Source organism: Pontibacter oryzae, from assembly GCF_003576375.1.
Lineage (GTDB): Bacteria > Bacteroidota > Bacteroidia > Cytophagales > Hymenobacteraceae > Pontibacter > Pontibacter oryzae.
Genome location: NZ_QWGE01000004.1, coordinates 496,695 through 510,439, shown reverse-complemented (window position 1 = coordinate 510,439; position 13,745 = coordinate 496,695). Strand labels below are relative to the sequence as shown.

13 protein-coding genes are annotated in these 13,745 nt (G+C 50.9%); 5 read left to right on the top strand and 8 right to left on the bottom strand.

Annotation, left to right across the window (positions count from 1 at the left end; genetic code table 11):
- The first annotated feature begins 46 nt into the window (after positions 1-46).
- Together D1627_RS14570 and D1627_RS14565 are read left to right on the top strand one after the other, a co-directional pair.
- Positions 47-505 carry a peptidylprolyl isomerase gene (locus D1627_RS14570; RefSeq protein WP_119432968.1) on the top strand — a complete coding sequence of 153 codons (459 nt, stop codon included), beginning with the start codon at positions 47-49 and terminating at the stop codon, positions 503-505.
- Positions 506-879: 374 nt separating this feature from the next.
- Positions 880-2,184, top strand: a complete 1,305-nt coding sequence (locus tag D1627_RS14565) for a dicarboxylate/amino acid:cation symporter (protein ID WP_119433052.1) — start codon at positions 880-882, stop codon at positions 2,182-2,184.
- Here D1627_RS14565 and D1627_RS14560 read toward each other — a convergent pair.
- Entirely contained in the window at positions 2,162-2,893 is a 732-nt protein-coding gene (locus D1627_RS14560; RefSeq protein ID WP_119432967.1) for a hypothetical protein, read from the bottom strand. The genes D1627_RS14565 and D1627_RS14560 overlap by 23 nt on opposite strands.
- Positions 2,894-3,031: 138 nt before the next feature.
- Between D1627_RS14560 and D1627_RS14555 the strand changes: the two genes are divergently transcribed.
- Together D1627_RS14555 and D1627_RS14550 are read left to right on the top strand one after the other, a co-directional pair.
- Complete coding sequence (locus D1627_RS14555) at positions 3,032-3,364, top strand: hypothetical protein (protein WP_119432966.1); 333 nt, start codon at positions 3,032-3,034, stop codon at positions 3,362-3,364.
- 307 nt (positions 3,365-3,671) lie between these two features.
- The gene (locus tag D1627_RS14550; protein ID WP_147383320.1) at positions 3,672-4,316 is read left to right on the top strand and encodes a hypothetical protein; all 645 of its coding nucleotides are present in this window, start codon (positions 3,672-3,674) and stop codon (positions 4,314-4,316) included.
- Between the two features lie 358 nt (positions 4,317-4,674).
- Here D1627_RS14550 and D1627_RS14540 read toward each other — a convergent pair whose 3' ends face one another.
- The 7 genes from D1627_RS14540 to D1627_RS14510 form a co-directional block, all read right to left on the bottom strand.
- Positions 4,675-6,198 (bottom strand): sigma 54-interacting transcriptional regulator, encoded by a 1,524-nt coding sequence (locus tag D1627_RS14540; protein ID WP_119432964.1) that lies wholly within the window; start codon positions 6,196-6,198, stop codon positions 4,675-4,677.
- A 162-nt stretch (positions 6,199-6,360) separates the two neighbouring features.
- On the bottom strand, positions 6,361-7,458 hold the full coding sequence (locus D1627_RS14535) for a vWA domain-containing protein (RefSeq protein ID WP_119432963.1): 1,098 nt from the start codon (positions 7,456-7,458) through the stop codon (positions 6,361-6,363).
- A 261-nt stretch (positions 7,459-7,719) separates the two neighbouring features.
- Positions 7,720-8,700 (bottom strand): acyl-ACP desaturase, encoded by a 981-nt coding sequence (locus D1627_RS14530; RefSeq protein ID WP_119433051.1) that lies wholly within the window; start codon positions 8,698-8,700, stop codon positions 7,720-7,722.
- A gap of 189 nt (positions 8,701-8,889) precedes the next feature.
- A complete protein-coding gene (locus tag D1627_RS14525; protein ID WP_119432962.1) occupies positions 8,890-9,837 on the bottom strand; it encodes a glycosyltransferase in 948 nt (315 codons plus the stop codon).
- On the bottom strand, positions 9,834-11,087 hold the full coding sequence (locus tag D1627_RS14520) for an MATE family efflux transporter (RefSeq protein ID WP_119432961.1): 1,254 nt from the start codon (positions 11,085-11,087) through the stop codon (positions 9,834-9,836). Before D1627_RS14520 ends, D1627_RS14525 begins: the two co-directional genes overlap by 4 nt.
- Positions 11,088-11,166: 79 nt before the next feature.
- Positions 11,167-12,279 (bottom strand): DegT/DnrJ/EryC1/StrS family aminotransferase, encoded by a 1,113-nt coding sequence (locus D1627_RS14515; protein WP_119432960.1) that lies wholly within the window; start codon positions 12,277-12,279, stop codon positions 11,167-11,169.
- Between the two features lie 12 nt (positions 12,280-12,291).
- On the bottom strand, positions 12,292-12,705 hold the full coding sequence (locus tag D1627_RS14510) for a sugar 3,4-ketoisomerase (protein WP_119432959.1): 414 nt from the start codon (positions 12,703-12,705) through the stop codon (positions 12,292-12,294).
- Between the two features lie 116 nt (positions 12,706-12,821).
- On the opposite strand from D1627_RS14510, the gene D1627_RS14505 reads away from it, so the two are divergent.
- Positions 12,822-13,742, top strand: coding sequence for a hypothetical protein (locus tag D1627_RS14505; protein WP_119432958.1), 921 nt, complete (start codon positions 12,822-12,824; stop codon positions 13,740-13,742).
- Positions 13,743-13,745 lie beyond the last annotated feature (3 nt).

Here is a 13,745-nt window from a genome sequence, read left to right as displayed (position 1 = left end):
ACTTTTGTTATCCAGACTGATTTATCAAGTTTAAACAGAAACATACATGAGAACTGCAGAAATCCATACTGCCAAGGGCGTAATGAAAGTTGAGTTTTTCGAGAAAGACGCGCCGAACACAGTAAATAACTTCATAAAACTGGCTAACGAAGGCTTCTACGATGGCCTTACGTTTCACCGCGTTATTCCTGATTTCGTGATTCAGGGTGGCTGCCCTAACACCCGCGAGGGCGCGAAAGGTGTGCCAGGAACAGGCGGACCAGGCTACAAAATCGATTGCGAGCTTACCGGCGACAACCAGTACCATGACCGTGGCGTGCTGAGCATGGCGCATGCAGGCCGCAACACAGGTGGCTCACAGTTCTTTGTTTGCCACAGCCGCAACAACACCTCTCACCTGGACCGCAACCATACTGTTTTCGGTAAAGTAGTAGAAGGCTTGGACGTGATCGACCAGATTAAAGCAAACGACCGCATCGAAAAGATTGTGGTTAACGAGGCGTAGTATAAACCTGCCTGAAAAATAAGTATAGCCGGTTCCTGTAGTGCAGGGCCGGCTATTTTTTTGCACCTATCTACACCTTTGCTAAGCGGCTAAAATATACTTCCTGATCTGCAAGTGCTTAGCTATGCATTTGCAGGCGCATGCAGTAACTAAGTTATAGGATTTTACGGCTGATAAACAGAAACTTTGCAACATACGCCATGCTTCCTGCATAATTATGCGTATTTTTACCTAACAACCGTTCGGTGCCTTAAAGGGGAATTCTGTACTGCTCGCCCCGGCTTTAAAAGGTGCCAGGTTACCATGTATCACCTAAATTATACTGTAAGAGATGCGGCAAGGCTTCTGCTTTGGTCCGCCTGCTACTACTGCGTATGAAGAAACTTGCACTACACTGGCAAATCCTGATCGGCATGACTCTGGGCGTGCTTTGGGGAATGCTTGCCAGCTCCCTTGGCCTGGTTGATCTTACCCTAGACTGGGTCAAGCCGTTCGGCACCATTTTTATTAATTTATTAAAGCTTATTGCGGTACCGCTGGTGCTGGTATCGCTTATAACAGGTGTTTCCAGCCTGAGCGATGTTAGCCGGCTTTCGCGCATCGGCTCTAAAACCATCGGCATTTACCTGCTCACCACCGTGGTGGCGGTCGTGATGGGTTTGGTGCTGGTAAATGTATTCGAGCCAGGCAAAGCCTTCTCGCCAGAAAAGCGTGAGGAGTTTAAAGAGCAGTTCGCCTCTACCACTACCCAAAAATCCACGGATGCGGCAGCCGTAGAAGGCCAAGGTCCGCTGCAACCCCTCGTAGACATTGTGCCAAGCAATATCTTCGGATCGCTGACCAACAACGGTGCCATGCTACAGGTAATCTTTTTCGCACTGCTCTTTGGCATTGCCCTGATCATGATCCCGCCGGACAAGGCTGCCCCCGTCAACGACTTTTTTGAAGGGGTTAATCTGGTCATACTTAAAATTGTGGACCTGATCATGAAAACTGCCCCTTACGGCGTGTTTGCGCTGCTAGCAGGCCTGGTAGTGGAGTTCGCCGGCGATGATCCGGGTTCTGCGGTAGAACTGTTGCTGGTGCTTGGTTATTATTGCCTGGTGGTGATCGCTGGTTTATCCCTGATGATTTTCGTGATCTACCCTATCCTGGTGACAACTATCGGGAAGACGAAGTATAAAACGTTCTTTAAAGGGATTTTCCCGGCGCAGATGCTCGCTTTCTCTACATCGTCCAGCGCGGCCACACTGCCGGTGACGATGGAGCGCTGCGAGCAAAACCTGGGCATCAACAAAGAGATCACGAGCTTTGTGCTGCCACTGGGCGCCACCATTAACATGGACGGAACAAGCCTTTACCAAGCTGTGGCTGCTGTGTTTATTGCGCAGGCCTATGGCATTGACCTGGATATTATGGCACAACTTGGAATTGTAATGACGGCAACCTTGGCATCTATTGGCGCGGCTGCCGTGCCGGGTGCAGGCACAGTAATGCTAGTTATCGTGCTGCAGCAAGCCGGTATCCCCGTGGAAGGTATCGCCCTTATACTTGCTCCGGACCGCATCCTGGACATGCTCCGCACCACGGTAAACGTAACCGGCGATGCGACAGTATCGATGATGGTAGCGCGCACCGAAGGCCAGTTGCACCCGCCTAAAGAGACAGCAACAGCATAGCATACAGAAACGCCCCCAGCGCAAAGGCCCAGTAGCGGCTTTTGCGCTCCTCGGGAAGCTCCTCCTTCAGCACGTTGAGTATCACACCCCCACCCACAAACGAGAGCACCAGCACCACCAGCGTGTGCGATAACTCAACCACATAACCCGTGCTCCAGCCTGCTACCAGCGCCAGCACTAATAGCCAACGGCCATACTTGCGGTAGCGCTCCTGGTGATGCTCCTGCAAGCCAAAATCGTTCAAGATGAAGTGCAGTGCCATGGCTATGGAAAAAAGCATCAGCTGCGTGAGCGGCCCTTCCTCGCGGGTAAACAAAATATATCCGATCAGGGCGTTGTATATCCCGAACGAGCCGATGTGTACCCAGAATAACCCGGCCGGCGGTTTAGCCTCTCCTTTTTTCTCCTGCTCCTCCTTCTTGGCTATTACAATCTTGCGTTCCAAGCCATAAAACACACTTAGCCCGATCAGTGCCATGATGTACACATGGTGGCGCAGAAACCCTTCGCCCACGAAAGCCTGTTCCACGTGCTCCTGCCCCTCATTTAGCTCCGGGAAAAGGTGCAGAAAAACGTAAGCCACCGATACGCCGCCAGCGCCCGAAAGCCACACACTGCGCGGCACGCCGGCTAAAAAACGCAGCCTTGTTCCGTAAAAATGTATGAGTGCCAGCAACAGTACCGGCCAGATTGACACGTAGTGTTCCATAGGCTTGGGATACTAAAATTTATACTTACAGGTTATGCTTGGCTATTTTGAAAAGTAGCAGCAAGTATGTAATTTATACTTCGGAATTGCGTTTTAACCTACATCGCATCGACCTAACCATACCAAGCAACAAAAGCTATGAAACGACTGATACTCACAGCGCTTTTTGCCATAGGCATAACTTGCGCTTATGCACAAATCACAGAGCCACTTCCCAAAATCGACAAAAAGCCGCTAAACTTAGCATACCTCGGTAAGGACTCTTCGTCGGTGTTAGAAAGGATAAAAAATAGTAAGGCCAGTGGATTTCTAAACCTACGCGAAAACGCTGATGAAACCGCAACGCCAGAGCTGCAGCTTAAGCCTACCATGCCCATCGTGCAACCAGACACATCCATCCGTTTTCCGATACTTGCTTACAAACCAAGCGAGGATATACTTCATCATCTGTTAGTTAAAATGCCAGATTAGCCCAAGAGCAATAAAAGCGCAGAAAATGCGCCTTTATCGTTTTTGGATCTATGGTAAAACTGCTGCGAGCGGTTAAGTTGTGGAAATTTTGAAAGCTTTACGCTAAGTATAAACGCAAGCTGAAAGCTTACCCCATACAAACCCACAAGCTGGAAGCTCGCGGGAGAAAGCGAGCTGATCCTTACTATCGTACGCGCGCTGGTAGTGCTAGGGATTATGCTGGCTTGGAGGCTGCAGGAAACTATAGAGGAGGAGTTGGTAACTATAATTTTAAAAAAAAACTACTATAACTTATTATCTAAACTTTATGAAAACATTCCTATTAACCCTTTTTTTATCAGTGTCATTTATAGCTAAAGCTCAGGACACTTTACGACATGAGCCTCCAACCGCACGGCAAGACTACAAGATTGAGCTAAGTGCTGATGTAATGTGGCTTATTAATGATAATCTAACACCTACAGTTCTTCTTAAAATCCATAAGAACTTAAGCAATACCGCATATCGCTTAAGGTTAGGAGCTGATTATACTGAGCACATTAACGCACCCGGTCCACCAACTCATATTTACCCTATGTCTAAAACGCATTTAGAACTGTTTGTAAGCGTGGGTAAAGAATGGCAATTGGATTACGACAACTTTAGAATTAATTATGGTGCCGACCTTTATACAAACTACTGGCTATATAGGTCTGAACACCAGAGTACAGATGCCATCAATTTCTTGCCGAGGCAACATAACCTTGAGTTAGGATTATCACCTTTCATTGGTGCACAATACTTCGTACATAAAAATATCTCTCTGGCTTTAGAAAATCATTTTCGGATAGGCTATAATCAGGAGAAAATCAGCTACGTCAATAATGACAACCAATTAGATACGTCCACTACAAAGTTTCTAAAAGCGAAGCTTCTTCCTTTACATACTATAAGTTTAAACTTTCACTTTTAATTCTTCATGAACCTCATCGCTTTCAAAACAAGCCTCTCACCAAGCATACCTTCCCCGGAGGCCAACTTATACCTGCAGGCGCTGTAACACGAGGCGAAGGGTAATTAGGACAAAGCGCATGCGTCAATCCAAGACCTGCTTGACCAGAACACAGCCTGGATACACACTTATCTGCACCGCTAGGAGGGTGACACGCGGAACGCCGGCTATTGGTACAGCCGTGCCAGCCGTAAAAGGCCAAACCTCTCGCTTTAGGAAGAGTAGAAAAGTATCGCTACAAAACTTCTGGAGGAAGTATAGAAGTATAAAGGCAGAAGCTCTACGCTCCTGCCTTTATACTTTGTAAGCTTATGTATATTTAAAACTGATCATCATCTTCACCTTCCTCGCCAAAGCTTGGCATAGTGAACATACCGCTTAGCAGGTCTTTGAATTGGAGACCGGTGCTGAGGCGATTTTTGCTGAGCTGGCTGTGTTCGGCGAGGCCGTGCAGGGCAAACTCCATCATAAACAGCTTTTCCTCGCCTTTGGCGTTAGGCTGATGCTTTTCTACCAGTTCGGCCAGGCCAGGTATACTTTGCAGGGCCTTTTTATACGCTTCCGCAGCGGCATCGCTTAGTATGTCTATCGTGTTACCGTCGCCGAACCAGTCGGTGATTTTCTTGTAGGGGTTGCCTTCTTTGGCTTTTTTGGCCTTGTCCGGGTCGGGGAAGTAATGCAGGAACTGCGTACGGATCGCTTTGCCCATCAGCACCTGCGCTACGTGGCTGGCTCCCTCCTGCTCGCCTTCATACACCAGCTCTACCTTGCCTGTAACCGACGGAATGGTATTCAGAAAATCCGATACGCGCACGTAGGTTTTAGGCTCTCCGTTTAGCAAAGCGCGGCGCTCAGCGGCGCTCATCAGGTTCTCAAAGGCAGAGATCGTGAGGCGTGCCGATACACCGCTTTTTGCATCCACATACTCGCTTTCGCGGGCCTCAAAGGCAACCTGCTCAATCAGGTCACCGATAATGTCGTTGGTTTGCACCAGCTCGCTTTGGCCGGCTTTTACGCGCGCTTCCTGGCTGGTGATTTTCTTACCGGTGGCAATGTCTTTCGGGTAGTGCGTGATGATCTGGGAATCGATACGGTCTTTGAGCGGCGTTACAATAGAGCCACGGTTGGTATAGTCCTCAGGGTTGGCCGTGAACACGAACTGGATATCTAAGGGCATGCGCACCTTAAATCCGCGAATCTGAATGTCGCCCTCCTGCAGAATATTGAAAAGCGCCACTTGTATGCGCGCCTGCAAGTCAGGCAGCTCATTGATCACGAAAATACCCCGGTGCGAACGCGGAATCAATCCGAAATGGATTACACGTTCATCAGAGTATGGCAGCTTAAGTGTGGCGGCTTTTATCGGGTCGGCATCGCCAATCAGATCAGCAACCGAGACATCGGGCGTGGCTAGTTTTTCGGTATACCTGTCGGAGCGGTGCAGCCAGGTGATAGGCGTATCGTCGCCATGCTCGTGCACCATGTCTTTGGCATAGCGCGAAAGCGGCTGCAGCGGGTCATCGTTCAGCTCAGAACCCTGCACCACCGGAATATATTCGTCCAGCAAATCAATCATCTGGCGGGCGATGCGGGTTTTGGCCTGTCCGCGCAAGCCAAGCAGGTTTACGTGGTGCTGCGAAAGTATGGCGCGCTGCATATCTGGAATCACGGTCTCCTCGTAGCCCCAAATGCCCGGAAAAACCTCCTCCTTGTTCTGTAGCTTTTTGATCAGGTTGCGGCGCAGCTCCTGTTTCACGGTTTCCGGTTCGTAGCCAGCAGCTTTTAGCTGGCCTAGGGTTTTTATCTGTTGTAACTTATCGGCTGATATGTCTGTGTAGTTCATTCTTTACGGTTATCAGTAAGTATATTGCTGAATTGTTGGATGGCTAAATTGTTGCATTTCAGGTTTACGAGTAGCGATAGTATTTTTGAAAAAAGAACCAAAACAGTTTTACCTCTCTAACTCTTTAAATCATTAACCCGCAAACTCTTAAACGCTCTACTTCTAAAAGTTTTTCTTACGGTTTTGCTTATAATCCCGGAACACCAAGTGGCCCAAACCTTTAAGCGAGCTATAGTATGCCTGCCCGTTATTCACCTGCGTAAACTCATCCACGAACTGCTGCAAGTATGGGTCTGAAGCGATCATAAACGTGGTGATGGGAATTTTTACGCGGCGGCATTGCGCAGCCAGGTTCAGGGTCTTGTTAACTACCTTGCGGTCCAGGCCGAAGCTGTTTTTGTAGTAGCGCAGCCCTTCCTTCAGGCAAGTTGGTTTGCCGTCGGTGATCATGAAGATCTGCTTGTTTGGGGTTTTGCGCTTGCGCAGGATATCCATGGCCAGCTCTAGGCCGGCAACGGTGTTTGTATGGTATGGGCCAACCTCCAGGTAGGGCAAATCTTTTACCTCGATCTGCCAGGCATCGTTACCAAACACAATAATATCCAGCGTGTCTTTCGGGTATTTCTGCTTGATGAGCTCGGCCAGCGCCATGGCCACTTTCTTGGCCGGCGTAATGCGGTCTTCTCCATACAGGATCATGGAGTGCGAAATGTCGATCATCAACACCGTGGAGGCCTGCGTTTTGTGCTCGGTTTCGGTTACTTCCAGGTCTTGCTCGGTCAGGCGCAGGTCGCCGATGCCGTGGTTTATCTGGGCATTTCGCAGCGATTCGGTCATGGAGATCTGCTCCAGCGTGTCGCCGAAGCGGTACTCGCGGCGGTCGGTGCTGGCTTCGTCGCCAGTGCCGGTGTGCGGTGTGGTGTGTCCTCCTTTGCCGCCCTTCTTCAGCTTCCCGAAAATCTCCTCCAGCGCGCTCTTGCGTATACTTTGCTCGCTTTTGGCCGTGAGCTGAAGACTACCTTTCTCCTGCGGGTTCTCGTCGAGGTAGCCTTTCTTTTTCAGGTCCTCGATAAAATCGCCGATGCCGTACGCATCGCCGGTCAGGTTGTACTGCTTGTCCAGGGAGCTAAGCCAGTTCAGCGCTTCTCCCACGTCGCCGGAGGTGATGGTCACTAACTGCATAAATATATTCAGCAGCGACTCGAAGCCGGGTTTATCGTCCTGGGGAGGTATATAGTCAGAAAATCGGTATCCTATCATAATTAAAAGAGATTACCTGGTTTAACAAGTATAACCGGGGCATTGTTCAGGTTTGTTTGGCGGCTGTGGCACCAAGTATAAAATGCTGGAAAAGCCTTAATTTTAAACGAGGAAAAGCAGAAAAGTGATATGGTGCCCATTTGCGGCTTTTATAATAGCGATATGCAACCTAACCGGAGATGGCAAACATAGTAAAAACACGAAGGGCAGGCTGCTATTGCAACCTGCCCTTCGTGCTATGGTAAAATCCTTTGCGCTGCCTTAAGCAATCCAACGGAATTTATATTCTAACGATGGCGCTTTCATACGGTCAGCTACGCGCTTCAAACGTGCTGGCAGGGCCATTACATAATCGCGGGCACGTTCGCCGGCTTCATTTAAGCCAGTTAGCGTCTCAATTTTCCATTCTGCTATTAAACCATCAAGAATGTCGGTATAGTCTGCGGAAGTATAAACGCCAATTCGCTGGGCAGCATCGGTAAAGTGCCCAAATGTTTTGCCAAGGTCTACGCCAAGCTCACGCATGTAGTGGGCCGGCATCACAATTTTCTTGCGCATCATGTCCTCAAAGGCAAGCATCATTTCGTTCGGGTCCGCCTCAAAAATTTTGCCTACAAAGGCTTTATAGGCTTTGGCGTGGCGCGCCTCATCGGCGGCTACGTGTCCACAAAGTTTAGCCAACTGGTTATCGCCTTGTTTTTTAGCGATTTGTGCCACGCGGCGGTGCGAAATATTGGTTGCTGTTTCCTGGAAAGAAGTATAAACAAACGAACGATACGGATCACTATCAGTCTGCAGGTCAAAACCATCGGCGATCAAATACTGCGTGGAAGCCTCCATTTCACGCATATTGATACGGCCAGACAGGTACAAATAACGGTTAAGGGCATCGCCGTGGCGGTTTTCCTCAGCCGTCCAGGCGCGGTTCCACTTCATCCAAGGGCCATTCGGGTCCTGCGGCAAGCCATCAATGGTCATCAACCAGCTTTCGTAAGTAGGCAGCGCCTCTTCCGTAATCGTATCACCAACAAGCACAGCCATCAGGTCATAGCTCAGGTCACGGGCACGCTCTCTCAAGTCCTTGATTTCATCAAAGAAACTATCCAGCGTAGCGTCTGGTAAAAGGTCTGCAGGCTGCCAGCTATCTTCTACTGATTTAAGAAACTCGGACATTTTTTCTGCCACGAAGTCTTCCATCCATTTTATAACTTCTCCACGTGAGGCTAGTGCTGCTGTAATCATGTTAGTGTTGTTTGTTTGAGTGCCAAATATACTTATTAATACCAATAATGTTGTCTGGTGTTTAACATTTTGGTTTTAAAAAAGCCTAATACGCATGGTTTTAGGCTAGCATTTAATGTTTACGGATTCTGCACCTATTGTTTGCAGGCAAGTTACTTAAAACTGACCAAGCGTTGAAAAGTGGTGCAATTAACGGCCATGGCGCCAGCGCTGATAAAGCCTGCGCAGGAAACCGAGGTCAACTTTATGCTTGTTTAGGGTGCTAATAAGATAGTATAAAACCGGCTGCTTTCCGGCCACATTTTCAAGGAGGCTCAGCAATTCTCCGGCTTCAGTAAAGTTGCCGGAAAAGTAAGCGTGCCGCGCCTCATACTTTAAACGCTGGGCAAGCGCCTGGCGCTCTTCCTCCGTTCGAAGCAGTTGGGCTGCTTTCCTACATACGTGCAATGTTGATGCCAGCAATTTATTTCCGGGCCGGTACCAGCCAGTGGAGAGGGAGCGCTGGTGCAGGCGCCGCTGCGTGGTTACCGTGGGAAGGTAGGCATACTTATACTTCCGTGCCGACCGCACCCAAAAGTCAAAGTCCTCATAAGCCAGCGTTTCGTCGTAGCCGCCCAGGTCCTCGAACACCTCGCGGCGGGCCAGCATGGTAGGCGGGCAGATAAAATACCGGCGCAGCACCTCGGCAAACACATCGCCGTTTGCGGCAGGTTTATACTTTTGGCTATGCAGGTACAGGTGCTCAGAGCTATCTGAAATGTATTCAGCATCAGAATAGACCACGCCATACTCTGGGCCAAGCTGCTGAAACTGCTGCACCTGCTGGCTGATGCGCTCTGGCAGCAGCACATCGTCGGTGGCAAAATCAAGTATAAACTGGCCGTGGCTAGCGCGCCAGCCCATGTTAAAAGCCGTGGTGTTTCCAACGTTTTTCCCGGTGCTGATGAACCGGAGCTGCGGGTAAGCCTGCAGATACTCCTTAATTATACTTACACTGTTATCCGTGCTGCAGTCATCTACAATAATAACCTCCAGGTTTGGGTAGGTCTGGGCCAGCACTGAGTCCAGGGCCGGGCGCAGGAAACGCGCATGGTTATAACAAAGGCAGATAACAGATACTAAGGGCAGCTGGCTCATGGGCGAATAAACTTATTGTAGTACAGCACCGCAAAAAGCAGCGTGGCGGCATAGCGCAGCGCGTGGGCCATGGTTACACCCTCCAGGCCCAGCGGCTCCAACAAAAGGTATACAAGTATGATATACAGCAAAGCGGAGCCCACCTGCCAGGCAATGTATAGCCGCACCTGCGTCCGGATCACCATCAGGTTGGTAAGTATGATGCTCCACATCCGCAAAAAATCACCCAGCAGTTGGTAGTCGAAAAGGTAACCGGCCTGCACAAAATCCTGGTTAAAGAGCAGCAGCAGCACCCAATCGCGAAGCAGATACACAAGCAGCAGGCCCACTGCCAGCGCCGGCAACACCAGCAAAAACGTGGCACGGGTATACTTGCGCAGCGCCTCGTGCTGGTTGGCCAGCGCAGCCATGCGGGGGTACACCAGCATGCCCACCAACGAGGTATAAACGGCGCTGTAGCTCTCCGATACTTTAACCACCGCCTGCCACAGCCCCGTTTGGTATAGGTTGAACTGCGCGATAACATAATCCCGAATGTAGAAATTGGTCAGTTTCAGGCATACCACTGCGCTTATCGCCATCAAAATATACTTACCCAGGCCACGGTACACACTGCGCGGGATGCGGAGCCTGCCAACCGAAGGAAGTAGGCGCTGCCAGCCAAGTATGGCCAGCGTAAGTATAAATACCGATGCCTGCGCGCCCAGCACCAAAAGCAGCACCTGCTCTAAGGGCCATACGCCCCGCGTAACGTACAAAGCCAGCACCCCGGCTAAAGCCCCGGCTGCCGTACTAAGCATGTGCCACTTCAGGGCGCGTTGCGAGAGCAGCACCGATAAAAGGAAAACATTGAGCGTAAGCAGGCAAACACCAGCGGCAAAGTATAAACCCCAGCGCCAAAACTGTGCATCGGTATCCAGAAACACATCCAGAAAATACCCCGGAAAGCTGAAGATCAGCAGCAGCGCCAGGCCAATGCAAAGCAGGTTCAGTAAAAAGCTCGCCCAGAAATAGCGTTTATAGGTAGCGGAGCGCAGCCCTGCCGGCGCCAGAAACTTAATAGCGCCTACGTTTACGCCGCCATCGGGCACTGTGGTAACGATGGAAATGAGGTTCTGGAAATGCGAATAAAGCGTGATGCCGTTCGGGCCGTAGAAAACCGCGAACAGCTTGTTTATGACCAGGCTCACCACTGCCCGCACCAGCACCGATAAAAACGACCAGAAAGAGGATTTGAGGCGTTGCAGCATAAGCGGCTTAAGAGTCTTGGGCTGCAAAATAAGCTTTTTCAGTAGATATTCTGTACCTGGCTGCGTTTTGATGCATTACCTAGTTACGCTGAAAAAACTGCTTTATGCACGCAATGACACGTGCCTGCTCCGCATCGGTGAGGCCCGGGAAAAGCGGCAGGCTCAGGCTGGTAGCGGCAAGCTCCTCGGCCACCGGAAAAGCCCCTGGCGCATACCCCAGAAAAGCGTAGGCAGGCTGCAAATGCACCGGCACCGGATAATGTATGCTTGTCTGGATGTGCTGCTCGCTTAGCCAGGCTTGCAGCTTGTTTCTATACTTTGTCCGGATGTTGAAGATGTGGTATACATGGCTGCAGCCCGGTGCGGTAACCGGAAGTATAAGATCGCCAATTCCTTTTAATTCCTGCAGGTATACTTCTGCCAGCCGCTGCCGCTCAGCATTTAGCCGGTGCAGGTAACGGAGCTTTACGCGCAGCACAGCCGCCTGCAACTCGTCTAAGCGCGAGTTAATGCCCACCTGCTCGGATGTATACTTTTGCGCCTCGCCATAGTTCCTATACTTTTGGGCAAAGGCTGCTAGCTCAGGGTTTGAGGTTACCAAAGCACCGGCATCGCCTAGAGCGCCCAGGTTTTTGGTAGGGTAAAAGCTGAAGGCCGCGGCATCGCCGAGACTGCCTGCCGGCTGGCCTTTGTAAGTTACCCCGTGCGCCTGCGCCGCGTCTTCCAGCAGTTTTATACGTTGCGCTTGGGCCAAAGTAACCAACTCATCCATCGGGCAGGTTTGCCCATACAGGTGCACCGGAAGTATAACTTTTGTTTTTGGGTTGATAAGCCGTGAAGCGCTTTCGGCATGCAGGTTAAAGGTATAAGGGTCAGGCTCGGCCAGCACAGGCTTTGCCCCTGCTTGCAGCACCGCGTTTACCGTTGCGATAAAGGTGTTTACAGGAAGTATCACCTCGTCGCCGGGCCCCACGCCCATCGCTTTCAGGGCAATTACCAACGCATCGTAGCCGTTGCCTACGCCTATGGCTGCCGAAGTACCATTAAAGCGGGCAAACTCCTGCTCAAAGGCCCTTACCTGCGGGCCCAGCACATACTGCTTTGCTGCCACGGCCTCCAGCACCGCTTGCTGCACCTCCGCCTCCAGCCCTGCCGGAAAATCTCTGAACTGAACGTATGGAATCGGCTGCATCACTAGGAAAATCTATAACGATGAATGCGTGGCGAGTTTCAGGAAGTATGCATAATCCCGGAGGTAATCTTCCTCGCTGAAATCTGTGGAGGTGAGGCAAAGCGCCGTGGCCCCTTCCGAAAAGCGCAGCTCCGTCCAGCACATGGCCGGTATGTAAAGCCCTTGCTGCGGGCTGGAAAGTATAAATTCCTGCTGCTCGTGGCCTGTGTCGGTGCGCACATGTATGCTTCCGTTCAGGGCAACCAGCACTTCCTCGGTGGCCAGGTTGGCATGGTGCCCCCGCTCCACACCCGGCGGTGTGGCCTGCGTCCAGAACACGCGCTTTATCTCAAAGGGAATATGCGCCGCATGCTGCGTGCTAGTGATAAACCCGATGCTGGGGCTGCCCACACAGTCAAAAGAAAGCAAGTAAGGTGTTGCTGGCAAGGTGTTGTGCGTTGGTACTGCTGCAAAGGTAATTCATTTCCCAGAGACAGGTATAATTTTTACCCTTTGCAGGCTTTGGCTATCTTGCAGTTTTTTGCGGCAATCATACGTATTTCATGCTATACTTACTCCTGAGCATCCTTTGCACCACCTCGCTTATTTACATTTTTAAGCTATACGAGCGCTTTAACGTGCATACCATGCAGGCCATTGCCGTTAATTACGTGGTGTGCATCCTGGTGGGCCTTTGCTTTCCGGGGGGCACCGATGTGCTGCAGCCCCAGATCTTTACCCGCACCTGGGCTTACTTTGCCATGGCGTTGGGCATCATATTTATCGTTACTTTTTACCTGATCGCCCTCACGGCACAGAAAGTAGGCGTTACGGTGGCATCGGTGGCGGCCAAAATATCATTGGTTATTCCGGTGCTGTTTAGCTTGCTGGTGCTGCAAACCACTGTTAAGGAGTATACCTGGCTGAACTACCTGGGCATGGCGGCGGCGCTGGTGGCCATTGTGCTGTCGTCGTTGCGGCCAAGGCAGCAGGAGGCCGGCGAGGGCGGGGCCAAGGTTTCGCCGCTGCTGGCGGTGGTGCTGCCCTTCGTTATCTTTCTGAACAGCGGCGTTGCCGACTCGCTCATCAACTACACCAACCAGTACCACCTGCAGCCACACGAGGCTAGCCAGTTTACCATGCTCACGTTTGCCACCTCGGCGGTGGTTGGCCTCCTGATCATACTTTACCAAAGCATCTGGCAAAAAAGCGTGTTCAGGCGGCGCAGCATTCCGGCGGGCGTGGTGCTGGGCGTCCCTAATTTTCTTTCAATCTTTTTCCTGATACTTGCGCTTGGCCACTTCAATAACGACGGCGCCTTCTTTTACCCGATCAACAACATCGGCATCATCCTGGCCGGGGCCGCCGGCGCGGTGGTTTTCTTTAAGGAGAAACTAACCGCCCTCAACATACTTGGCTTGGTGCTGGCTGTGCTGGCGCTGGCACTTATCTCGTATCAGGAAATTATCGCCAACCTGTTTTAGATG